Here is a 20961-nt window from a genome sequence, read left to right on the forward strand (position 1 = left end):
CCGTAGGAAGAAAAGACGCCCGTTCCTGGCTTATTTTCCTGCGATACTCGGACGATGCGCGCGGAACGCCTCCTCCGGCTGCTCCTGCACCTCCAGACGCGCGGTCAGACGACGGTCGACCAGCTCTCGCAGGCCCTGGACGTGTCGCCACGGACGATCCAGCGCGACCTCGAGGTGCTGAGCCTGGCGGGCGTACCGGTGTACTCGATCCGCGGTCGCGGCGGCGGCTGGGCGCTGCTGCCCGGGTACCGCACCCGGCTGACCGGGCTGACGCCGTCCGAGGTGATGTCGGTGTTCGTCGGCGCCACCGCACACGTACTCGCCGACCTCGGCCTGGACGCCTCCAGCGAACAGGCTGTCGCCAAGCTGATCGCGGCGCTCCCGGAGAACACCCGTCGCGAGGCCGAGTACGCCCGCCAGCGCGTCCTGATCGACCACGCCGGCTGGGACGACCGGCGCGAAACCCCCCGCTGGCTCGACCTCTGCCGCGAAGCAGTTTGGGAAGAGTTCCACCTGAACATCACGTACGGCGACGGAACCAAACCGTTTTCCATCTCCCCATTGGGGTTGGTGGCAAAAGCACGTACTTGGTACCTCGTCGCCGCACGAAGCGACGGACGGCTGCGGACCTACCGGCTGTCGCGTGTCACGTCAGCGGAGCTCACCACCGACCCGTTCACCCGACCGGCGGGCTTCGACCTCGCGACGTACTGGGCCCAATCCCAGCGTGAGTTCCAGGCCTCGCGCCCGTCCTACCCGATCGTGCTCAAGGTGCGCGATCACGCCGTACGCCGTTTCCGGCCGATCGAGCCGATGGTGCCGGCCGAGGACGGCTGGTGGATCGTGCACGCCGACCTCGAAAACGCTCACGAGGCCCAGGCCGCCGTACTCGCCCAAGCCGGCGCCGCGCGGGTGATCGCCCCGCCAGAGCTCATCACCCTGGTCCACGAAGCCGCCGAGGAACTCGCGCACTCACACCGCCGGACGTGACCCGGGCGGCTACCTCGGCAGGGTGAGGATCTCGGGGCCGTCGGGGGTGATGGCGATGGTGTGTTCGGTGTGGGCGGTGCGGCAGCCGGTGACGCTGCGGAGGGTCCAGCCGTCGTCGTCGGTGAAGAGTTCGGCGGTGTCCTGCATGATCCAGGGCTCGAGAGCGAGCAGCAGGCCGGGGCGGAGCTGGTAGCCGCGGCCAGGGCGGCCCGTGTTCGAGACGTGGGGGTCCTGGTGCATGGTCGAGCCGATGCCGTGGCCGCCGAACTCGGTGTTGATCGGGTACCCACCGGCGCTCAGCACGGTGCCGATCGCGCGGGAGATGTCGCCGATCCGGTTGCCCGGTACGGCGGCCTCGATGCCGGCGGCCAGCGCCCGCCGGGTCGCGTCGATCATCGCGACATCCTCCGGAGCGTGGGTCTCCCCAACGATGAAGCTGATCGCCGCGTCCGCCGCGATCCCGCCCAGCGACACGGCGAGGTCGAGCGTCAGCAGATCCCCGTCGGCGAGCCGGTAGTCGGACGGCTTGCCGTGCAGCACGGCGTCGTTGACCGCCGTACAGATGTAGTGCCCGAACGGCCCGCGCCCGAAGGACGCCTCGTAGTCGACGTAGCAGGACTTCGCACCGGCGTCGGTGATCAGCGTCTTCGTCCACTGGTCGATGTCCAGCAGGTTCGTACCGACGGCGGTCTGGCGCTTCAGGTCCTGCAGAATGCCGCCGACCAGCGCGCCGGTCTCCTTCGCCTGCGCCAGCTCCTTGGCGTCCAAGATCTCGATCATGCAATAACTATACCGGCCATATTATCCCGGTACTATTATCGGATCATGGTCAGGCTCCCGCTCACCCCTGCGGAAGTCGAGCGCGGCGAACGCCTCGGCGCCGTACTACGCCGCGCCCGCGGCACCCGCTCGATGCTCCAGACCGCCCTGGACGCCGGCGTGTCCCCCGAAACCCTCCGCAAAATAGAGTCCGGCCGAGTAGCCACCCCAGCCTTCCCCACCATCGCCGCCATAGCCGATGTCCTAGGCCTCTCCCTCGACACCCTCTGGACCGAAGTCAACCAACCCCAACGCCTGGTCTCCTAGACGGCATGGCAACACTGGCCGCAGGTCGCAGACACTCAGTGGCGCTCCGCCAAGACGGCACGGTCATCGCCTGCGGCGATGGGCGGGCCGGCGAGTGCGACGTGAGCGCGTGGTCCGCCGTCACCTCAGTAGCGGCCGGCAACGTGCACACGGCCCGCAACACCGGCCGTTCCCACACTGTCGGCCTCCGCGCCGATGGAACGGTCGTCGCCACCGGATGGAACGGTGACGGACAGACCGACGTGGCCAAATGGAGTGGCATCACCGCTGTTGCCGCCGGATGGCGAACGACCCTGGGCCTACGAGAGAACGGAAGTGTGGTCGCCGCCGGACGTCACGGCGAGGGCCAGTGTGCCGTCGACGATTGGCGAGACATCACGTCGATCACATGCGGAGACTGGCACTCTGTTGCGGTTCGCGCCGACGGAACTGCTCTCGCCACCGGAAACAATCTGCGCGGGCAATGCGACATCGGCACCTGGAAACACCTCACCGCCATCTCGGCCGGCTACCTCCACACCGTCGGCCTGCGAAGCGACGGCACGGTCACCGCCACGGGCGAACACCGCACCGGCGCGTGCGACGTCGAGAGCTGGAGCCAAGTCACGGCGATAGCCGCGGGCAGCTACCACACCGTGGCACTCCGCGACAACGGCACGCTCTGCGCGGTCGGCGACAACGAGTTCGGTCAGATCGACATCCACGGGTGGACCGGCGTGACCGCGATCGCAGCCGGATCGACGCATACGATCGGGCTGCTGAACGATGGAACCGTCATAGCAGCCGGCCGCAACACGGACGGACAGTGCAAGGTCGCCACCTGGAACGTGCTCCGCTGACCAGCCGCACGAACAGGTCTCGACTACACGTTGAAGCGGAATTCGACGACGTCGCCGTCCTGCATGATGTAGTCCTTGCCTTCCATGCGGACCTTGCCGGCGGCGCGGGCGGCGGGCATGGAGCCGGCGGACATGAGGTCGTCGAAGGAGACGATCTCGGCCTTGATGAAGCCCCGCTGGAAGTCGGTGTGGATGACACCGGCCGCCTCCGGGGCGGTCGCGCCGCGCTTGATCGTCCAGGCGCGGGACTCCTTCGGGCCCGCGGTCAGGTACGTCTGCAGGCCGAGGGTGTCGAAACCGACCCGGGCGAGTACGTCGAGACCGGGCTCGGTGATACCCATCTCGGACAGCATCTCGCGGGCCTCGTCCTCGTCGCCGAGCTCGACCAGCTCGGCCTCGAACTTCGCGTCCAGGAAGATCGCCTCGGCCGGCGCGACCAGGTCCCGCATCTTCTGCTTGAGGTCCTCGTCGGCGAGCTCGTCGGCGTCGCAGTTGAAGACGTACAGGTACGGCTTCGCGGTCATCAGCATCAGCTCGCGGATCGCGTCCCGGTCCACGTTCGTGGCGACGATCGGCGTACCGGCCTCGAGGTGCTTCTGCGCCTCCCGGACCGCCTCGAGCACGACCGCGCTCTCCTTCTTCAGCCGGGCTTCCTTCTCCAGCCGCGGGATCGCCTTCTCGACGGTCTGCAGGTCGGCGAGGATCAGCTCGGTCTGGATCGTGGAGATGTCGTCGGCCGGCGACACCTTGCCGTCGACATGGGTGACGTCGTCGTCGCGGAACACCCGGGTGACCTGACAGATCGCGTCGGACTCGCGGATGTGGCTGAGGAACTTGTTGCCCAGCCCCTCGCCCTCCGACGCGCCACGGACGATGCCGGCGATGTCGACGAACTGCACGGTGGCCGGGATCACCTTCTGGGAGCCGTACAGCTCGGCCAGCTTCGGCAGCCGCGCGTCCGGTACGCCGACCACGCCGACGTTCGGCTCGATGGTCGCGAACGGGTAGTTCGCGGCGAGCACGTCGTTCTTGGTCAGCGCGTTGAACAGGGTGGACTTGCCCGCGTTCGGGAGCCCGACGATTCCGATGGTGAGTGCCACGGGAGGCAAGGGTACGCGGGTTACCCCGCCGTACCCCAATCCGCGTCAGATCAGGAACGCCTCGAGTTCGGCGCCGTACCAGCGGGCCGTACGGCCGAGGGGCCGCATCCCGAGCCGGTTGCAGACCGCGAGCGAGGCGACGTTGTCCGGCCGGACCACCGCGTAGATCTCGCCGATCCCGGACTTGAACCCGTGCTCGATCGCCCCGCGCGCCGCCTCCGTCGCCAGCCCACGCCCCCATGCGTCCGGGTGGAGGTGCCAGCCGACCTCGACCTCGCCGCGCCCGGCACTGCCGTCCGACGGGTCGGGCAGCGGCACCAGGAGTACCGTCCCCGCGATCGTGCGCGTAGCGCGCTCCTCCACGGCCCACACGCCGTACGGCGTCTCGCGGTTGCGCTCGTTCCACCGCTCGATCACCTTCGACGCGGTATCCCGGTCGGTCATCACCCGCGGCTCGGCGCCCAGCCAGCGGGCCACCTCCCAGCGGCGGTAGATGTCGAACACGCGATCACCGTCCGCGTCCGTCCAGTCACGAACGACCAGCCGATCCGTCTCGAAGACGACCATCCCCACCACCTCCTGAGCCAGTTCATATTTCTCCCAACCAGGTGATCGCAAGCAACGTCTCCAGTCTGTGACCACCTGGACCGACCGCGCCGGAATTCCTTCACGCCTCGTGTCCGGTTGCGTGCAGCTCCTGCGGTTCGGGTGGCTGGAGGTGCTGTCGTCGCTGTTCCCGGGGTTGGTGTTCGCCGGCCTGGCGATCTCGAAGTACGTCGAGCTGCCGATCGCGCGGTACGACGCCCTGCTGATCTACTGCCTCGTCCTGACGTTCCTGTTCTGGGCGGTCCGGCTGGAGACGTGGCGCGAGGTCGCGGTGATCTTCGGGTTCCACCTCGTGGGACTCGGGCTGGAACTGTTCAAGGTGCATGTCGGCTCGTGGGAGTACCCGGGCGACGCGGTGACGAAGTTCGCCGGGGTGCCGTTGTTCGCCGGGTTCATGTACGCGGCGGTCGGCAGCTACATCTGCCAGGCGTGGCGCCGGTTCGACCTGCGGGTCAGCAACTACCGGCCACTGCTCACCACCGTCTTCGCAGTACTCATTTACGCGAACTTCTTCACCCACCACTGGATCCCCGATCTGCGCATTCCGATCACGATCGGCCTGCTCGTCGTGTTGCGCCGTACGTGGGTGTTCTTCACGGTCGGCGTACGGCGGTACCGGATGCCGCTGGCGTTGTCGTTCGCGCTGATCGGGTTCTTCCTGTGGATCGCGGAGAACTTCGGAACGTTCCTGGACGCGTGGAACTACCCCGACCAGGTGAGTGTCTGGCGGATCGTGCATCCGGCGAAGTTCGGGGCGTGGTCGTTGCTGGTCAGCATGTCCTTCGTACTGGTCGCGAGCGTGAAGTCGCTCGAGGGCCGGCTGTACCACCGCGGCGCGGCCGCAACAGTCGAGATCTCACCGCAACATGGCAGCGCCAACCAACCTGCGGGGTAAGGCGTCTCTAGTGGTGTGAGGCGCTCCTGAGGGGGAGCACTGGGGAAACCGCCTGAAATACAAGGGGAAACGCCATGACCCGGAAGTTCGCTGCATTCATCACGACGATGGTCGCACTGGCCGCAGTCGGCGGTTGGATGATGGCCTCGGCCGTTGCACAGATGGACCGTCCGCACACGGCCGCCGCGACCACTCAGCCGTCCACTCGGCCGTCCGCAGCGCCTTCCGGGACCCCTACCAGTGCTCCCACTCCGACCGGTACGCCGAGCACGACCCCTTCGGCCACCGGCAACCCGGTGCCGCCGGACCCGACGACGTCCGTTGCCTCCAGCAAGAAGGTGCTGTTCTTCACCTTCGACGACGGACCGGACCCGACCTGGACGCCGCAGGTGCTGGCGACGCTGGCGCAGTACGGCGCACACGCGACCTTCTTCGAGCTGGGCCAGATGCAGGACGCGCACCCCGGCCTGCGCGACCAGGTGCTTGCCGCAGGCAACACAATCGGCAGCCACTCGATCAGCCACCCGCAGCTGACCAAGCTGTCGGCGGCCCAGCGTCACCACCAGATCTTCGACGGTCCGCGGTCCACCTGCTTCCGCCCGCCGTACGGCGCCACGAACGCGAAGGTGCGCGCCGACATCAAGGCTGCCGGGATGGTCCAGGTCCTCTGGGACGTCGACCCCCGCGACTGGGCCCGCCCGGGTGTCAACGCGATCGCGCACAACATCCTGACCTACGCCAAGAGCGGCCGCATCATCCTGATGCACGACGGCGGCGGCAACCGCGCGCAGAGCGTGGCGGCCCTCAAGCAGGTCCTCCCGATCCTGAAGGCCCAGGGCTACACGTTCCCGGCGATGAACTGCCAGCCGCGTTGACCCTGCTGTACCGGAACTGAACCGGACCTCTTCCGGCACTTTTCCGGAACTCCTCGCTCAACCTCACCGAAACTGTCGGTGGGGTTGGGCACTATCGGTGACATGACGGGTACGACGGTGTTGCTGATCCTGCTCTTCCTCGTGGTGGGGCTGTTGCTGGGGGCTGTCTTCGGGGTGCTCTGGGTGCGGGGGCGGGACGGGGCGCAGCTTGCCCGGATCACGGCCGAGCGGGATGCGGCCGAGGACCGGGTCGTCGAGTTGACGCAGGAGCGGACCAGCGTCGGGCAGCAGCTGGGCGGCCAGGCGGTGGTGAAGGAGGCGCTCGATCGCCTGCATGCGCAGCTGAATCAGCTCGAGCAGGGACGGGCCGCGTGGCAGAGCCAGCTGCATCAGCAGGTGAACGAGGTGCGGATGAGCGGCGAGGCGTTACGCCGGGAGACCGCGTCACTGTCGACCGCATTGCGCAAGCCGCAGGTTCGTGGGCGGTGGGGCGAGCTGCACCTGCGGCGCACGGTCGAGCTGGCCGGGATGGTCGCGCACTGCGACTTCACCGAGCAGGCGACGACGTTCGGCGAGGACGGCGTGCTGCGGCCGGACCTCGTCGTGAGGCTTGCCGAGGGCAAGAATCTGGTCGTCGACTCGAAGGTGCCGCTGGCCGCGTTCCTGGAGGCCAGCGAGTCCGACGACGCCGCGTTCCGGGAGGACCGGCTGCGGGCGCACGCGAGGCATCTGCGGACGCATGTGGATCAGCTCGCGGCGAAGGCGTACTGGACCCGCCTGTCGCCGTCGCCCGAGTTCGTCATCCTGTTCGTGCCGGGTGAGTCCTTCCTGTCCGCGGCACTGGATGTCGAGCCGTCTTTGCTGGAGTACGCGGCTGAGCGGCGGGTGATCCTCGCGACGCCGACAACCCTGATCGCGACGCTGCGCGCGGCCGCGTACGCGTGGAACCAGTCGGCGCTGACCGAGTCCGCGCAGCAAGTGTTCGAGCTCGGCCGGGAGCTGTACGAGCGGCTGAGCACGATGGGCGACCACCTGAGCCGGGTCGGGCGGTCGCTGACGTCGGCGGTCGAGGCGTACAACGGTACGGTCGGGTCGTTCGAGCGGCGGGTGTTCATCACCGCGCGGAAGCTCCGCGACCTGCACGTCACCGAGTCCGAACTGACCGCGATGGAGTCGATCGAGGCCTCGGTCCGCCCGCTCACGGCACCCGAGTTCCTCGCCCTCGACGAGCCACCGACCACCCGAAGATGGCCGCCGTCGCAGGCGGGCTGACCGAGCCGGCCGAACTGCCCAAGACCGGCGGTTCCGTTCCGGACGAGGATCGTCCGGAACTCGGGATAGCGTGCTCGACATGGACAACACACCGTTGACGGGACCGCCGGTTGCCGGCTCCGAGGCCGACACGTTGATCGGGGCGCTCGAACGCAACCGCCGAACGTTCGCCTGGAAATGCGGCGGCCTCGACGCGGCCGGGCTGAACAAGCAGCATCCGCCGTCGACCGTCACCCTCGGCGGCCTGCTCAAGCACCTCGCGCTGGTCGAGGAGGAGTACTTCACCCATCGGCTGCTCGGCAAGGAGTACGGCGCGCCCTGGGACGCGGTTGACTGGGACGCCGACCCCGAGTGGGAATGGCACAGCGCGGCTGATGACTCGCCCGAGGAACTGATGGCCCTGTGGGAGGCGTCGGTCGAGCGCTCCCGCGCCGCGTTGGCCGAGGTTCTCGCGACCGGCGGCGTGGACCAGCTCGCGAACTGGAAGGGCCGGACCGGCGAATCCCCCAGCCTCCGCTACATCCTGGTCGACCTGATCGAGGAGTACGCCCGGCACACGGGCCACGCCGACCTGATCCGCGAATCCATCGACGGCCTGACCGGCGAGGGCATCCCGGAGTAGTTGTCGGAAAGCCGACAGTGATGAGTTGTTGACAGTCGGTGGTCTGCTCACGCAACGATGAGAGCGCTCTCTCAGGCGGACGTGAGGAGAAACTGATGCGCATCAGACTCGTGGGAATCATCGCGGCGGTGGTGGCCGTCGCCGGCGTGCTGACGGCCGGACCGGATCGGCCGGCGGACGCGGCCGTACCGGCGACCATCCCGCTGACGATCACCAACAACTCAGGCCGCGGCGACGCCGTCTACATCTACGACCTGGGCACCAACCTGGCGACCGGCCAGCAGGGCTGGGCCGACGCGTCCGGCACCTTCCACGCCTGGCCGGCCGGCGGCGACCCGCCCACCCCGGCGCCGGACGCCTCGATCGCGGGTCCGGCCAACGGTCAGTCGGTGACGATCCAGCTGCCGAAGTTCTCCGGCCGCGTCTACTTCTCGTACGGCCAGAAGCTCGTCTTCAAACTCACCACCGGCGGCCTGGTGCAGCCCGCCGTACAGAACCCGTCCGACCCGAACCGGAACATCCTGTTCAACTGGTCGGAGTACACGCTCAACGACGGCGGCCTGTGGATCAACAGCACCCAGGTCGACATGTTCTCCGCGCCGTACGCCGTCAGCGTGAACTCCAGCACCACCGGCCACCTGAAGTCCGGCGGATACGACGCCGTCTACAACGGACTCCGCGCCGCGAACTGGGGCGGCCTGATCCAGACAGCCCCCGACGGTTCGGTACTACGTGCGCTCTCGCCGCTGTACGGCGTCGAGACCGGTGCACTGCCGGCGAGCGCGATGGACGACTACATCAATCGCGTGTGGTCGAAGTACAGCTCCGAGACGCTGACCGTCACGCCGTTCGGCGACCAGCCCGGCACGAAGTACTTCGGTCGCGTCTCGGGCGACGTCATGAACTTCACCGACAGCGCGGGCGCCGTCGTCACGTCGTTCCAGAAACCCGACTCCGCCAGTGTTTTCGGCTGCTTCAAGTTGCTCGACGCACCGAACGACCAGGTCCGCGGCCCGATCTCGCGCACCCTCTGCGCCGGGTACAACCGCTCCACGCTGCTGACGAACCCGAACCAGCCGGACGCCGACGACGCGAACTTCTACGCCGACGCCGTCACGAACCAGTACTCGAAGGCGATCCACGCGCAGATGGCCGACGGCCGTGCGTACGGGTTCGCGTTCGACGACGTCGGCAACCACGAGGCGTTGGTCCACGACGACAACCCGCAGCAGGCCGCACTGATCCTCGATCCGTTCAGCTGACGGTCTTGACTCCTTAATCCGTTAGTGGCAACTTACCGTTCGTGGAGACTTACGGATCGCTCGAGGCGGCCGGGCCGGTGCTGGACGCACTGGGGGACCCGACCCGGCGGGCGATCCTCGAGACGCTGCGTACCGGCGGGCCGTGCTCGGTCGGCGTGCTGGCCGAGCGCGTGCCCGTCAGCCGGCCCGCGATCTCCCAGCACCTGAAGGTGCTCGGCGCGGTCGGGCTCGTGCAGCACGAATCGCGCGGGACGCGGAACATCTACCGCGTCCACCAGGCCGGGCTCGACCAGCTGCGCAACTGGCTCGACCACTTCTGGGGCGACACGCTGCAGGCGTACGCGGACCACGTTCGACGGACCGAGGAGGAACGGAAATGACTGCGGAACAAGACCTTTCACCGCTGGTGAAGACGGTGACGGTACCGGTCGGCGTCGACCGCGCGTTCGAGGCGTTCACCGCGGAAACGTCGAAGTGGTGGCCGCTGTTCGGTCACTCGGTCGGCGAAGCAGCTGCGCGCGGCGTGCGGCTGGAGGGCGCGGTCGGCGGACAGATCGTCGAGTACGGCGCCGACGGTGCCATCGCCACCTGGGGAACGCTGTCCGAATGGGACCCGCCGGCGTCGCTGAGCTTCAGCTGGCATCCGGGGCAGGATCCCGCGGGCGCCGGGCAGGTGACCGTCACGTTCACCCCGACCGGTGACGGCACCGAGGTCAAGCTCGTGCACGCCGGGTGGGAGCGCCGCGGCGACGGCGGCCAGGCGCGGCTCAGCTACGACACGGGCTGGGACTACGTGCTGGGCAAGTACGTCGAATTCAGCCGATAGTAGGTGGATGGCGAACCCACCCGTCGACGCCCGCGCCCTGGAAGCATCGCTCCGGCCGCACGGCGAATCCGTGATGCTCCCGCGAGCGGCGTACGTCGATCCTGACGTGCTCATGTGGGAACGCCGGCACTTCTTCGCCGGCACGTGGACGTGCCTCGGCCGCGTCGACGAGCTGTCGGACGGTACGACGTACCGCGAGGCGACCGTCGGCGACATCGCGACGGTGCTGACGTTCGGCGACCGGCCCCGGGCGTTCGCCAACGTGTGCAGGCATCGCGGGCACGAGCTGCTGCAGCGGGAGGAGTCCAGTGATCGACGGGCGGTCGTGTGCCCGTACCACGGGTGGTCGTACGAGCTCGACGGGTCGGTGAAGGGCGCGCCGCGGATGGGCGACGGGTTCGACACCACGCCGTACGGGCTGGTCGAGCTGCCCGCCGAGGTGTGGCACGGGTGGCTGTTCGTGAATGCGACCGGTACGGCGACGTCGTTCGCGGAACACCTCGGCGGGATCACCGAGCTCGTCGCGCCGTACGCGCCGGAAACCCTTGCCCTGAAGGCGCGGCACACGTACGACGTCGCGGCGAACTGGAAGACGATCGTGGAGAACTACCACGAGTGCTACCACTGTCCGCTGATCCATCCCGAGCTGTGCAAGGTGTCGCCGCCGACGTCGGGTGACAACTGGAGCCTGCCCGGCGCCTGGGTCGGCGGACTGATGGACCTCCGCCCGGACGCCGAGACGATGTCGCTCGACGGCCGGTCCTTCGGGGTGCTGCTCGACGGTGTGGACCAGCGGCGGGTGAACTACCTCGGCCTGTTCCCGAACCTGCTGCTCTCGCTGCACCCCGACTACGTCATGACCCATCGCCTCGAGCCGCGCGCTCCGGGGCTGACCACGATCGAGTGCTCGTGGTACTTCCGGCCCGAGGTGACGGATCCGTCGTACGCCGTGGAGTTCTGGGACATCACGAACCGCGAGGACTGGGCGGCGTGCGAGTCCGTACAACGCGGCGCCGAGTCCCCACACTTCCGCCCCGGCCCCCTGGCGCCCGCGGAGGACGCCGTCTACCAATGGGTGACAATGCTCGCCCGCGGCTACCTCGGCAAACCACTCAGCACCTGACCTCCACCAGCTCCACCGACGAGGCTTCGCCGACTCGTGGAATTCGGCGCCCGGCGAGAGCCAATTCTCACGACTCGGCGAACCTGCCCTGAACCAATCGCCACGACTCGGCGAGGCATTCTCGGCTGCGGACGGAAACCCACCGGGGGAAGCTCAGCCGGGCCGGGATGCTCAGCCGCGACATCAAGCCGAGCAACCTGATGGTCGTCGGGTCAGTAGCCGAGGGTGAAGCGGTTGCGGTTGTGGGCCGGCTTCTCGGTCTCGTCGATGAGGGCGACCGCGTAGTCCTCGGCGGAGATGTGGTCGCCGATCGGCTCGTCGCCGCTGAGCCGGAAGGTGCCGGTGCGCTCGCCAGGGGCGATCACGAACGCCGGCGACAGCATCGTCCAGTTCACGTCCTCGCCGGTGGCGCGGAGGTCCTCGAGCGCCTGGGAGACGGTCAGCGACTCGTTCTTGTACTCGGCCGGGAAGTCCGGGCCGTCCACCACACGGTTGCCGTTGACAACCAAGCTGCCGGCGCCGCCGACCACGAACAGCCGGGTCGCCGTACCGCGCACCGCCGCGATCAGGTTGCCGATCGCGTCCAGGTACTCCTGGTGGTCGCCACCGGTCCGGCTCGGGCCGATCGCCGCGACCAGTACGTCCGCGTCCGCCGCCAGCTCCTTCGCGGTCGCGGCGTCGTTCGCGCTGCCCTGCACCGCACGTACGCCGGCCGGCAGCTCGCCACCCGAACGGGTCACCCCGGTCACCTCGTGACCCCGGTTCACCGCCTCGGCCGCCACCCGGCTGCCGACCATCCCGCTGGCCCCGAACACCGCGATCTTCATCCCTGCTCCTTCTCTCTGTAGGTTCGACCTTGACGGTATCCATTGGTAACTGGCTACTTCAACGTGCTATAAGTACCTCGTGGTAACCATGGGAAACGTGTTCGACCCGAACTGCCCGACCCGGCTGATCCTGGACCGGCTCGGCGACAAGTGGACGGTCCTGGTCGTCCTGTGCCTGCGCTCCGGCCCGCTCCGCTTCACCGAGCTCCGCGACGGCATCGGCCGGGTCGCCCCCAAGGTCCTCACCCAGACCCTCCGCCGGATGGAACGCGACGGCCTGCTCACCCGCGAGGTCTTCCCGGAGATCCCACCCCGCGTCGTCTACACCCTCACCCCGATGGGCGCCTCACTCATCGACCCCATCAGCGTCCTCACCGAATGGGCAGAGTCCCACATGCCGGCAATCACCAAGTCCCAGCAGCACTACGACGCGGTCAGCTGAGCGCGGATGGCGGCGCGCGTTCTTCCTTTGTCCTAAGCGTACAAGCCGGCGGCCTTGGGCAGCTGGAGTTATCCACAGGGCGTGAACATCACAACCTTTGCTCTGTCGGGTTACGGCTCAACCTTTCGGCGGCTTGGGCTCATCACACTCCTGGTCGGATACGAGCTGGGGGTTGGGATGGATCCAGGACGGGATCGGGAGTTCGCGGACTTCGTGGACGGGCGGTTCACGGCGTTGCAGCGGTTCGGGTACTTGCTGACGGGTGAGTGGCATCTGGCCGAGGACCTCGTACAGACCTCACTCACGAAGGTGTGGTTCCACCGGAACTCGTTGCGCAGCTCGAACGCCTTGGAGAGCTACACCCGGACGGTGATGGTGAACACCAGCACCCAGTGGTGGCGGCGGAAGTGGAAGGGCGAGACGCCGACCGAGCATCTGCCCGAGCCGCATCAGCACGCGTCGGGACAGTCGGAGTACGGGGTGGTCGACGACCGGGACCTGTTGCTCAGGGCCCTCGCCACGCTCCCCCGCCGTACGCGTGCGACCCTCGTCCTGCGGTACTTCGAGGACCTGCCCGAAGCCGAGATCGCCCAGATCATGGGTTGCTCCCTCGGCACCGTGAAGAGCAACGTCTCCCGCGGCCTCGCCAAACTCCGCGAACACCACCTGGTCGCCGCCGTCTCCGCCCAGAAGGAGGCCTGAGCCATGACCGATGAACTGAAGGACCGGTTCGCCCAGCTCGTCGCGGACCCACCGCCGCCGACCGCACCACCGAGCGAAGCTGTCTTCGCCCGCGTCCGGAAGGTACGCCGCCGCCGTACGGTCGGCGCGATGACGCTCGCCGCAGCCTGCGTCGTCGCCATAGCCCTTGCCCTAGGCAACGTCACCAACATCGGCGGCGCGCCGCCCATCACCAACACCCCAGGCGCCCCGAGAACGGCCGTCACGGGCCCACCGACGGCGGCACCGAAACCTCCGGGCCCGATCAAGGTCGCACTGAAACCGTCGATCAGGGGGCGCACCGTCGGTATGACGGTCACGGTCGCCGGCAAAGCGTTCATCCCGACGGCAATCCCCGAAGGCACGCTGCTGCCGGCGAACCAGGGCTTCGTGGACCTGTCCGGCGGCACGGACTACTACTTCGGAGACGGCTACCAGAGCGGCTCCGACGGCGGTTCGATCGACTGCACCACGAAGAAGTTGACGACCGGCGCCGAGACGTACGTCATCCCGGAGACGCACACGTTCAAGAAGCCGGGCACCTACAAGTTCACCTACACGATCAGGTACTGCGGAACGAAGGGCTGGTTTCCCACGACCGCGACCACGCAGCTGGTGATCAAATAGTCCAGGCGTGGTCGGAGGTGCCGGTGGTGGGGAGGCCGGCGGCCTTCAGGTCGGTGCGGAGGTCGCGGGGGAGGGCGAAGGTGAGGCTCTCCTCCGCGGTGGTTACTTCCTGGACGTCGGCGTAGCCGCGCTCGGCCAGCCAGCGGAGGACGTCGCGGACGAGGACCTCGGGGACGCTGGCGCCGCTGCTGACACCTACCGCGTCGACGCCCTCCAGCCAGGCTTCGTCGATCTCGTCGGCGAAGTCGACCAGGTAACCGGCCTTGGCGCCGTGTTCGATGGCGACCTCGACCAGGCGGACCGAGTTCGAGGAGTTGCGGGAGCCGACGACGAGCATCAGGTCGGTCTCGGGCGCGAGCTTCTTCACCGCGGCCTGACGGTTCTGGGTGGCGTAGCAGATGTCGTCGCTCGGCGGGTCCTGCAGGTGCGGGAAGCGCTCGCGCAGGCGGCGTACGGTCTCCATCGTCTCGTCGACGGACAGCGTGGTCTGGGACAGCCAGACTACTTTCTCGGGGTCGCGGACGGTGACGTTCGGTACGTCGTCCGGCCCGTCGACGAGGTGGACGTGCTCGGGGGCCTCGCCGGAGGTGCCGATGACCTCCTCGTGGCCCTCGTGGCCGATCAGCAGGATGTCGAAGTCGGTGGCGGCGAACCGTTTCGCCTCGTGGTGCACCTTGGTGACCAGCGGGCAGGTCGCGTCGATCGTCTTCAGTTGCCGCGCGGCCGCCTCCTGGTGCACGACCGGGGCGACACCGTGCGCGGAGAAGATCACGGTCTCCCCCTCCGGCACCTCGGCGGTCTCGTCGACGAAGATCGCGCCGCGCTTCTGCAGGGTCTGTACGACGTACTTGTTGTGCACGATCTCCTTGCGCACGTACACCGGCGGACCGTACAGATCGAGGGCCTTCTCCACCGCGACCACGGCCCGGTCCACACCCGCGCAGTACCCACGGGGCGCCGCGAGCAGCACGCGCTTCGTCGTACGGGCGTCATCAGGCTGGGAAGTCACGCCCCCATGGTACGGGCCGCGATCGACACGCCCACCTCAGGCGTAGTGAGCAGCGTCACCACGAACGAACGTCGAGGAGCCGTCCGCCCTGTCCGGACGGCTCCCCCGTCGGGAGGTGTTTCCGGCCTCAAGAATGCCCGGGAAAACCCTTGTCCGCAAAGGATTTTCCCCGCCGCCGGTCCAGCAGCAGGAGTGGGGGCATCACGCAACGTTAGCTAATTGTCGGTGGGGGGTCGTAGGGTCTGGGCGTGGCTTTGGAGACGTCGCCGGAAGCGCCTGCGGCCGTTCGGACGATCGCGAACGGGATCGCGGGCTGGATCAACCAGCTCGGGGCCGTGTGGGTCGAGGGGCAGCTGACGGACGTCTCGATCGGGCGCGGTACGACGACGGTGTTCGGCACGCTCCGCGACACCGACGCGGACATCTCGCTGCGGTTCACCTGCAACCGCCGCGTGTTCGAGACCGTCGAGGTACGCGACGGCTCCCGCGTGCTCGTGCACGCCAAGCCCAACTTCTTCGCCCGCCGCGGCACGCTCGCGCTCGCGGTCAGCGAGATCCGGCATGTCGGGATCGGTGAGCTGCTGGCGCGGATCGAGCGGCTGAAGCAACTACTCGGCGCCGAAGGTCTCTTCGAGCCGTACCGGAAGAAGAAGCTGCCGTTCCTGCCGCACACGATCGGGCTGATCTGCGGGCGCGACTCCGCCGCCGAGCGGGACGTGCTGGAGAACGCGAAGCGCCGCTGGCCCGCGGTCGCATTCCGGATCGAGTACGCGTCGGTCCAGGGGCCGTCGGCGGCCGGCGAGGTGATGACCGCGCTGCGGAAGCTGGACGCGGACGACTCGGTCGAGGTGATCGTGATCGCGCGCGGCGGCGGTTCGCTGGAGGATCTGCTGCCGTTCTCCGACGAGGGGCTGATCCGGGCGGTGTCCAAGACGAGTACGCCGGTGGTCAGCGCGATCGGGCACGAGCCGGACACGCCTCTGCTCGACCTGGTCGCGGACCTGCGCGCGTCGACGCCGACGGATGCGGCGAAGCGGATCGTGCCCGACGTACGGGAAGAGCTCGACGGGGTGCATCTGCTGCGTGAGCGTGGTTTGCGAGCGATCCGGTCGTGGCTGGACCGCGAGTCGCACGCACTGGCTGCGATCCGGAGTCGGCCGGCGTTGGCGGCGCCGGTGAGTGATCTGCAGCGGCGGTCGGACGAGATCACGGGCCTGGTCGAGCGGAACCGTCGTACGCTCACGCATCGGCTCGACCGGGCGAGCGACGATCTTGCGCATCGGCTGGCGAGCGTACGGGCGCTGTCCCCGAAGGCGACGCTCGAGCGGGGGTACTCGGTGCTCCAGCTGGCGGACGGGACCGCCGTACGGGAAATGGCGCAGGTGGCGCCGGGAGACCTGCTGCAGGCGCGGGTCAGCGACGGCCGGTTCGCGGTCGAAGTCAAGTCCGAGGAGGACAACGCGTGAGCGACCGACCTGAGATGACGTACGAGCAGGCTCGCGAGGAGCTGGTCGAGGTGGTCCGCAAGCTGGAAGCAGGCGGCACGACCCTCGAAGAGTCCCTGGCCCTGTGGGAACGCGGCGAAGAACTCGCCACCACCTGCCAACGCTGGCTGGACGGCGCCCGCGAACGCCTGACCAAAGCCCAGGCCGCCCACGAGGAAAAGCCCGACTGAGCCCGTGCGGTGACCTGGTCCCTCACTATGGTGAACCACTTTCCTGAAAGTGGTTCACTCGCGTGGAGGATTTACACCCCATGATCGTGCTCATCGTGCTCGGCGTCATCGTCCTCGGGCTCGGCGGATTCGTCTTCTGGTTCCTGAAGCTCCGCGACCCGCTGAAGGGCGCGGACTTCTACAAGTTCCACGCCGAGCAGAAGTGGGCGTGGGAGCTGACGCTGTCGCCGGAGCAGGAGAAGGCGTTCATGGCCGGCCTCGAGGCGTACGACGACGACCGCGGCTGCTACCCGATGCGCGAGCAGGGCATCCTGCGGGTGTACCGCCCGATGATGCTGGTCTCGCTGTTCTGGCTGACCGAGCAGTTCGCCGCGATGGGTCCGGGCGCGGTCCAGGACCCGGCCGGCGCAGTACAGCACCTGCTCAGTCAGGCCGCGGACGGCGAGATCCCGGGCGTGCTCTACAACGACGACGAGTGGATGGGCGAGGGCGTCGAGCAGATCGACGGCCTGGACAAGTACGCGTTCACCAGCGCGATCATGGACGCCACCAGCGCGGGGTCCGTCGACCACGAGTTCGCCGGCGGGTACGCCGACGAGGACAACGGGTTCGTGACGATGGGCGTGCTGGCGAAGAACCCGGCGCACGTCGCCCGGATGTACGACGAGGCGCACGCCGTCGCCGGTCCGCAGCGGGAACTCAAAAACCGCTTCGACGTCCTGCGCGAGGTGATGAAGCCGGAGAACCCGGACTACGCGAACGCCTTCGACCGGGCCGAGGCGGAGAAGAGCAAGTACATCAACACGCTGGTGTTCTGCTTCGAGCGCGTCGTGAAGCGGTACCACGAGGCGCGGCCGGAGATGCAGTACGCCGAACCGCGCGACGTACTGTCCGTCGTGATGGCCCGCATGCTGGAAGACGGCCGGGCCGGGTGCACGTGGACGCGCCCGCCGTCGCAGGAGCAGCACGACCTGGCACTCGCAATCCTCAGCAATCGAGGTTGACAACAGCTTCAGGCGCTGAGCAGGTTCTTGGCGACCGCGGTGAGGCCGGCCTTCATCCGATCGAGCTCGAATCCCTGTGTACGCAGGGCATTGTGGAGGTCGGCCGCCAGCGGCGCCAGCAACACGTGCGCGGTGTAGTCCGCGTCAAGGTCCGCGTGGGCGGACTCGATCAGGTGCGACAGGTGCCGGTGCCACAGGTGGTACGAGCCGATCCGGTACCGCGCGCCGTCCGACGCGTTCTCGCTGTCCATGAACAGCGCCACATGCCGATCGAGCAGTTCGAGATACGCGTCCAGGAACGCCAGCACCCGCACGACCGGTGGCGCGCCCGGTCCGAGCGGGGGCGGTCCGTGGAGGATCTTCGCCTGCAATTCCTGCTCGCGCTCGTCGAGCAGCGCGACAGCGAGCCCCGCGCGATCCCCGAACCGGCGGAACACAGTTCCCTTCCCGACCCCGGCCTCCGCAGCGATCGCGTCGAGAGAGACGTTCTTCACCCCGTGCTCGGTGAACAGCCGGTCGGCCGCCTCCAGCACGCGCAGCCGATTGCGCCGGGCATCGGCTCGCTCCGGGCGTGGTTCACCCACGACCGGGAGACCCCGTTGTGAAGCGGACCGCGGTCCGGTACTGTCGTTCATAAGACGGACTGTAGTCCGCTAACGTCTCAGGAGGAAGCACACATGAGCAACGCCAGGATCGCCATCGCCTACCACTCCGGGTACGGGCACACGGCGAAACAGGCCGAGGCCGTCGCCGCCGGCGCGGCGTCGGTTCCGGACACCACGACCGACCTGGTCCCGCTCGACGAGCTGACCGAGGACGTCTGGGCCCGGCTGACCGCGGCGGACGCGATCATCTTCGGCGCTCCGACCTACATGGGCAGCCCGAGCTGGGTGTTCAAGAAGTTCGCCGAGGAGAGCGTCCGGATCTGGGCCGCCGACCTCGGCTGGCGGGACAAGATCGCGGCCGGCTTCACGAACTCGAAGGCGATGTCCGGCGACAAGCTGAACAGCCTCGTCGACCTGGCCGTGTTCGCCGCGCAGCACGGGATGATCTGGGTCGGCCTGGATATCTACCCCGGCTGGGCGGACAGCACCGCGAGCATCGAGGACCTCAACCGGCTGGGCAGTTGGATGGGCGCGATGGCGCAGTCGGACGCGGACCTTTCGGCGGAGAAGGCGCCGCCGGCGACGGATCTTCGTACGGCGGCCGCACTCGGCGCCCGGGTCGCGACCGTGACGCACCGGCACCTGCGAGGAGCACAGGCGGCCTGATGGCGTGGCTCATCCTGCTCGCCGCGGCGGCATTCGAGATCGCGTTCGCGCTCAGCCTGAAACCGAGCGAAGGGTTCAGCCGGCTCTGGCCGACGCTCGGCGTGCTGGTGTTCGGCGTGATCTCGGTCGCCCTGCTCGCGAAGACGCTCGACCGCCTCCCGGTCGGTACGGCGTACGCGATCTGGACCGGCGTCGGCTCGGTCGGCGTGGTGACGCTCGGCATCGTCCTGTTCCACGAGCCGGTCACGCCCGCCCGGCTGGCCTGTATCGCCCTGATCGTCACCGGCGTCGTCGGCCTCCGGCTGGCCGGCGCCGACTGACGCACCCTGCCGCCGCCGCCCCCGTTCCCGCATTTGCTGGGTAAGCCAGCGAAATGCCGGGTTCCACACCCTGACAATGGGTCAAGAACCCCCAATCTGGCTGGCTTACCCAGCAAATGCGCCGGGGAGGGGGGAGCCGGGTCAGGTGTTCGTACGGCGGCGACGGCGGGCGTACGACGTGGCGCGGACCGGGTGCAGCAGGTCGTCGGACAGGACGGGTCTGCCGGAGAGTAGCTGGTGGTACGCCGACCAGGTGGTCGCCCGCGGCGGCAAGTTGCCGATGGCATCGACTCTGGTGACCGGGTGGGAGCCCACGTCGATCAGGTTCCACAGCTCGGCGTCGGTACGCAACTCGCGGAGTTCGCCGAACAGCTCCCGGCCGAACCAGCACGGGTAGCTCTCGCCGTCGTCGTACCGGCAGACGCCGATCGGGGTGGCGACCTCGGCGACCAGCGACCAGACGGCGGCCGACGTGATCCCGGGCTGGTCACCGAGCAGTACGACGATCCCGTCGGCGCGCCGGTCGACCGCGTCCAGCGCGGGCACGATCGACGCGCTGCCGGTGTCGGCGTGCGGCGACTCGACCACCCGTACGCCGTCCAGGTCGATCCGGTCGCGGATCTGCTCCGACGCACTGCCCAGCGTCACGACCAGTTGGTCGAACCCACAGTCGCGCGCCCCGTCGAGCGCCGCCCCGAACAACGTGCCGCCGCGAAAGGCCAGCAACTGCCACGGCGCACCCAGATGTGGAGAGCTGTCGGCACCCAGGAGAAGCCCGGTGATGAACATCGGCGGGTCAACTCCCCTGCCGCGGCGTGACCATCCGAGGCCCTTTCGCTTTTCCCCGAGCGTGTAAGCCGAGTTTCGATCAGACCAAGTTCTCTGGCCGGGTGTCAAGGGCTTCGGAAATCAGCGCAGAACCGAAGCGAACGCTTCAAGCGAGGGATAGCCGGCGTTTCCGGTGACGATCGTGGTCACTCCGGAACCCACCAGAACCAAGGCGTTCTCGCCTTTTCGGTCGAGCAGAACCTTCCGTTGCCAGGTCACGCCCGCGACCGCTGACGTACCGTCGTCGGACGTCCGGCCGAGCTTGTCGGCAAGGAATTTCAGAGTCGTCACGTTCGACTGTTCGAGGCCGACGTACTTCTTCTCGTTCGTGACGATGCCGAGGTGCCAGGTGATCGGCTCCTGCTGCGGCGCGCGGAACTCCACGCTGGTCGCGGTCCAGCCGGTCGGCATCGGCTCCGGGCCACGGACCCACGGCGCGGCCTTGCGGGCGTCCTGCAGCTGCGCGGTGTACTCGACGGCGTTCACCTGCTCGTGCTTCGGCCGCCAGGTGACGAGGATCAGGAACGCGACCACGGCCAGGCAGATCACCAGCGCGCCCACCATGTTGCCGACGGTCTGCGACTTCGCCTTGTCCCGCCGGTACGCCTGCCGGTACTCGTTCGCCTCCGCGAGGGTCTGCGCCTTCTCCCGGGCCGCCGCCTCGGCCTTTTCGTCAGCTGCAGCGCCCCCGGAAGCGTCCTGACCTGTCGAACTCATGCCCACAGTGTCTCGCGAGGCGCAA

At 68.3% G+C, this 20961-nt stretch carries 27 protein-coding genes; 19 read left to right on the forward strand and 8 right to left on the reverse strand.

Annotated features, from left to right (window positions below):
- The first annotated feature begins 54 nt into the window (after nucleotides 1-54).
- Nucleotides 55-990: a helix-turn-helix transcriptional regulator gene (locus tag ACZ5BU_RS02520; RefSeq protein ID WP_465694939.1), complete on the forward strand. Its 936-nt coding sequence runs from the start codon at nucleotides 55-57 to the stop codon at nucleotides 988-990.
- A gap of 9 nt (nucleotides 991-999) precedes the next feature.
- Here the strand turns inward: ACZ5BU_RS02520 and map are convergent, their stop codons facing one another.
- Nucleotides 1000-1770, reverse strand: a complete 771-nt coding sequence (gene map, locus ACZ5BU_RS02525; RefSeq protein ID WP_465694940.1) for a type I methionyl aminopeptidase — start codon at nucleotides 1768-1770, stop codon at nucleotides 1000-1002.
- Nucleotides 1771-1815: 45 nt separating this feature from the next.
- On the opposite strand from map, the gene ACZ5BU_RS02530 reads away from it, so the two are divergent.
- Entirely contained in the window at nucleotides 1816-2076 is a 261-nt protein-coding gene (locus ACZ5BU_RS02530) for a helix-turn-helix domain-containing protein (RefSeq protein WP_465694941.1), read from the forward strand.
- A 5-nt stretch (nucleotides 2077-2081) separates the two neighbouring features.
- Nucleotides 2082-2915 (forward strand): RCC1 domain-containing protein, encoded by an 834-nt coding sequence (locus ACZ5BU_RS02535; protein WP_465694943.1) that lies wholly within the window; start codon nucleotides 2082-2084, stop codon nucleotides 2913-2915.
- A 23-nt stretch (nucleotides 2916-2938) separates the two neighbouring features.
- Here ACZ5BU_RS02535 and ychF read toward each other — a convergent pair whose 3' ends face one another.
- Together ychF and ACZ5BU_RS02545 are read right to left on the reverse strand one after the other, a co-directional pair.
- Nucleotides 2939-4015, reverse strand: a complete 1077-nt coding sequence (gene ychF / locus ACZ5BU_RS02540; protein ID WP_465694944.1) for a redox-regulated ATPase YchF — start codon at nucleotides 4013-4015, stop codon at nucleotides 2939-2941.
- Between the two features lie 45 nt (nucleotides 4016-4060).
- On the reverse strand, nucleotides 4061-4582 hold the full coding sequence (locus ACZ5BU_RS02545; protein WP_465694945.1) for a GNAT family N-acetyltransferase: 522 nt from the start codon (nucleotides 4580-4582) through the stop codon (nucleotides 4061-4063).
- A gap of 67 nt (nucleotides 4583-4649) precedes the next feature.
- Between ACZ5BU_RS02545 and ACZ5BU_RS02550 the strand changes: the two genes are divergently transcribed.
- The 8 genes from ACZ5BU_RS02550 (at nucleotide 4650) to ACZ5BU_RS02585 (ending at nucleotide 11496) form a co-directional block, all read left to right on the forward strand.
- Nucleotides 4650-5516: a DUF817 domain-containing protein gene (locus ACZ5BU_RS02550; protein ID WP_465694947.1), complete on the forward strand. Its 867-nt coding sequence runs from the start codon at nucleotides 4650-4652 to the stop codon at nucleotides 5514-5516.
- A 74-nt stretch (nucleotides 5517-5590) separates the two neighbouring features.
- Nucleotides 5591-6391, forward strand: coding sequence for a polysaccharide deacetylase family protein (locus tag ACZ5BU_RS02555; RefSeq protein WP_465694948.1), 801 nt, complete (start codon nucleotides 5591-5593; stop codon nucleotides 6389-6391).
- Nucleotides 6392-6493: 102 nt separating this feature from the next.
- A complete protein-coding gene (locus tag ACZ5BU_RS02560; RefSeq protein WP_465694949.1) occupies nucleotides 6494-7663 on the forward strand; it encodes a DNA recombination protein RmuC in 1170 nt (389 codons plus the stop codon).
- Nucleotides 7664-7742: 79 nt separating this feature from the next.
- The gene (locus tag ACZ5BU_RS02565) at nucleotides 7743-8285 is read left to right on the forward strand and encodes a DinB family protein (protein ID WP_465694951.1); all 543 of its coding nucleotides are present in this window, start codon (nucleotides 7743-7745) and stop codon (nucleotides 8283-8285) included.
- A gap of 95 nt (nucleotides 8286-8380) precedes the next feature.
- Nucleotides 8381-9547 (forward strand): glycoside hydrolase family 64 protein, encoded by a 1167-nt coding sequence (locus ACZ5BU_RS02570; RefSeq protein ID WP_465694952.1) that lies wholly within the window; start codon nucleotides 8381-8383, stop codon nucleotides 9545-9547.
- A gap of 41 nt (nucleotides 9548-9588) precedes the next feature.
- Complete coding sequence (locus ACZ5BU_RS02575; protein WP_465694953.1) at nucleotides 9589-9927, forward strand: ArsR/SmtB family transcription factor; 339 nt, start codon at nucleotides 9589-9591, stop codon at nucleotides 9925-9927.
- On the forward strand, nucleotides 9924-10373 hold the full coding sequence (locus ACZ5BU_RS02580) for an SRPBCC domain-containing protein (RefSeq protein ID WP_465694955.1): 450 nt from the start codon (nucleotides 9924-9926) through the stop codon (nucleotides 10371-10373). The genes ACZ5BU_RS02575 and ACZ5BU_RS02580 overlap by 4 nt, the downstream gene beginning before the upstream one ends.
- A 7-nt stretch (nucleotides 10374-10380) precedes the next feature.
- A complete protein-coding gene (locus ACZ5BU_RS02585) occupies nucleotides 10381-11496 on the forward strand; it encodes an aromatic ring-hydroxylating oxygenase subunit alpha (RefSeq protein WP_465694956.1) in 1116 nt (371 codons plus the stop codon).
- A 212-nt stretch (nucleotides 11497-11708) separates the two neighbouring features.
- Here ACZ5BU_RS02585 and ACZ5BU_RS02590 read toward each other — a convergent pair whose 3' ends face one another.
- A complete protein-coding gene (locus ACZ5BU_RS02590) occupies nucleotides 11709-12323 on the reverse strand; it encodes an NAD(P)-dependent oxidoreductase (protein ID WP_465694957.1) in 615 nt (204 codons plus the stop codon).
- A gap of 88 nt (nucleotides 12324-12411) precedes the next feature.
- Between ACZ5BU_RS02590 and ACZ5BU_RS02595 the strand changes: the two genes are divergently transcribed.
- The 3 genes from ACZ5BU_RS02595 (at nucleotide 12412) to ACZ5BU_RS02605 (ending at nucleotide 14112) form a co-directional block, all read left to right on the forward strand.
- The gene (locus tag ACZ5BU_RS02595) at nucleotides 12412-12765 is read left to right on the forward strand and encodes a winged helix-turn-helix transcriptional regulator (RefSeq protein ID WP_465696697.1); all 354 of its coding nucleotides are present in this window, start codon (nucleotides 12412-12414) and stop codon (nucleotides 12763-12765) included.
- Between the two features lie 177 nt (nucleotides 12766-12942).
- Nucleotides 12943-13467 carry a SigE family RNA polymerase sigma factor gene (locus ACZ5BU_RS02600; RefSeq protein ID WP_465694959.1) on the forward strand — a complete coding sequence of 175 codons (525 nt, stop codon included), beginning with the start codon at nucleotides 12943-12945 and terminating at the stop codon, nucleotides 13465-13467.
- A gap of 3 nt (nucleotides 13468-13470) precedes the next feature.
- Complete coding sequence (locus ACZ5BU_RS02605; RefSeq protein ID WP_465694960.1) at nucleotides 13471-14112, forward strand: hypothetical protein; 642 nt, start codon at nucleotides 13471-13473, stop codon at nucleotides 14110-14112.
- Here the strand turns inward: ACZ5BU_RS02605 and ACZ5BU_RS02610 are convergent.
- On the reverse strand, nucleotides 14105-15121 hold the full coding sequence (locus tag ACZ5BU_RS02610) for a 4-hydroxy-3-methylbut-2-enyl diphosphate reductase (protein ID WP_465694961.1): 1017 nt from the start codon (nucleotides 15119-15121) through the stop codon (nucleotides 14105-14107). The two genes, ACZ5BU_RS02605 and ACZ5BU_RS02610, sit on opposite strands and share 8 nt — an antisense overlap.
- Nucleotides 15122-15369: 248 nt before the next feature.
- On the opposite strand from ACZ5BU_RS02610, the gene xseA reads away from it, so the two are divergent.
- The 3 genes from xseA to ACZ5BU_RS02625 all read left to right on the forward strand — a co-directional run bounded on the left by xseA (nucleotide 15370) and on the right by ACZ5BU_RS02625 (nucleotide 17800).
- Nucleotides 15370-16587: an exodeoxyribonuclease VII large subunit gene (xseA, locus tag ACZ5BU_RS02615; protein WP_465694963.1), complete on the forward strand. Its 1218-nt coding sequence runs from the start codon at nucleotides 15370-15372 to the stop codon at nucleotides 16585-16587.
- Nucleotides 16588-16601: 14 nt separating this feature from the next.
- On the forward strand, nucleotides 16602-16796 hold the full coding sequence (locus ACZ5BU_RS02620) for an exodeoxyribonuclease VII small subunit (protein WP_465696699.1): 195 nt from the start codon (nucleotides 16602-16604) through the stop codon (nucleotides 16794-16796).
- An 80-nt stretch (nucleotides 16797-16876) separates the two neighbouring features.
- Nucleotides 16877-17800: a hypothetical protein gene (locus ACZ5BU_RS02625; RefSeq protein WP_465694964.1), complete on the forward strand. Its 924-nt coding sequence runs from the start codon at nucleotides 16877-16879 to the stop codon at nucleotides 17798-17800.
- Nucleotides 17801-17808: 8 nt separating this feature from the next.
- On the opposite strand, the gene ACZ5BU_RS02630 is transcribed toward ACZ5BU_RS02625, so the two are convergent.
- Nucleotides 17809-18435: a TetR/AcrR family transcriptional regulator gene (locus ACZ5BU_RS02630; RefSeq protein ID WP_465694965.1), complete on the reverse strand. Its 627-nt coding sequence runs from the start codon at nucleotides 18433-18435 to the stop codon at nucleotides 17809-17811.
- A 42-nt stretch (nucleotides 18436-18477) separates the two neighbouring features.
- On the opposite strand from ACZ5BU_RS02630, the gene ACZ5BU_RS02635 reads away from it, so the two are divergent.
- Both ACZ5BU_RS02635 and ACZ5BU_RS02640 read left to right on the forward strand, forming a co-directional pair.
- Nucleotides 18478-19071, forward strand: coding sequence for a flavodoxin family protein (locus tag ACZ5BU_RS02635; RefSeq protein WP_465694966.1), 594 nt, complete (start codon nucleotides 18478-18480; stop codon nucleotides 19069-19071).
- The gene (locus ACZ5BU_RS02640) at nucleotides 19071-19391 is read left to right on the forward strand and encodes a DMT family transporter (protein ID WP_465694968.1); all 321 of its coding nucleotides are present in this window, start codon (nucleotides 19071-19073) and stop codon (nucleotides 19389-19391) included. The genes ACZ5BU_RS02635 and ACZ5BU_RS02640 overlap by 1 nt, the downstream gene beginning before the upstream one ends.
- Nucleotides 19392-19532: 141 nt before the next feature.
- Here ACZ5BU_RS02640 and ACZ5BU_RS02645 read toward each other — a convergent pair whose 3' ends face one another.
- Nucleotides 19533-20180, reverse strand: coding sequence for a nucleotidyltransferase family protein (locus ACZ5BU_RS02645; protein ID WP_465694969.1), 648 nt, complete (start codon nucleotides 20178-20180; stop codon nucleotides 19533-19535).
- A 120-nt stretch (nucleotides 20181-20300) separates the two neighbouring features.
- A complete protein-coding gene (locus ACZ5BU_RS02650; RefSeq protein WP_465694970.1) occupies nucleotides 20301-20936 on the reverse strand; it encodes a DUF4245 domain-containing protein in 636 nt (211 codons plus the stop codon).
- Between the last annotated feature and the right edge of the window lie 25 nt (nucleotides 20937-20961).

The organism is Kribbella sp. NPDC031520 (genome assembly GCF_055580825.1).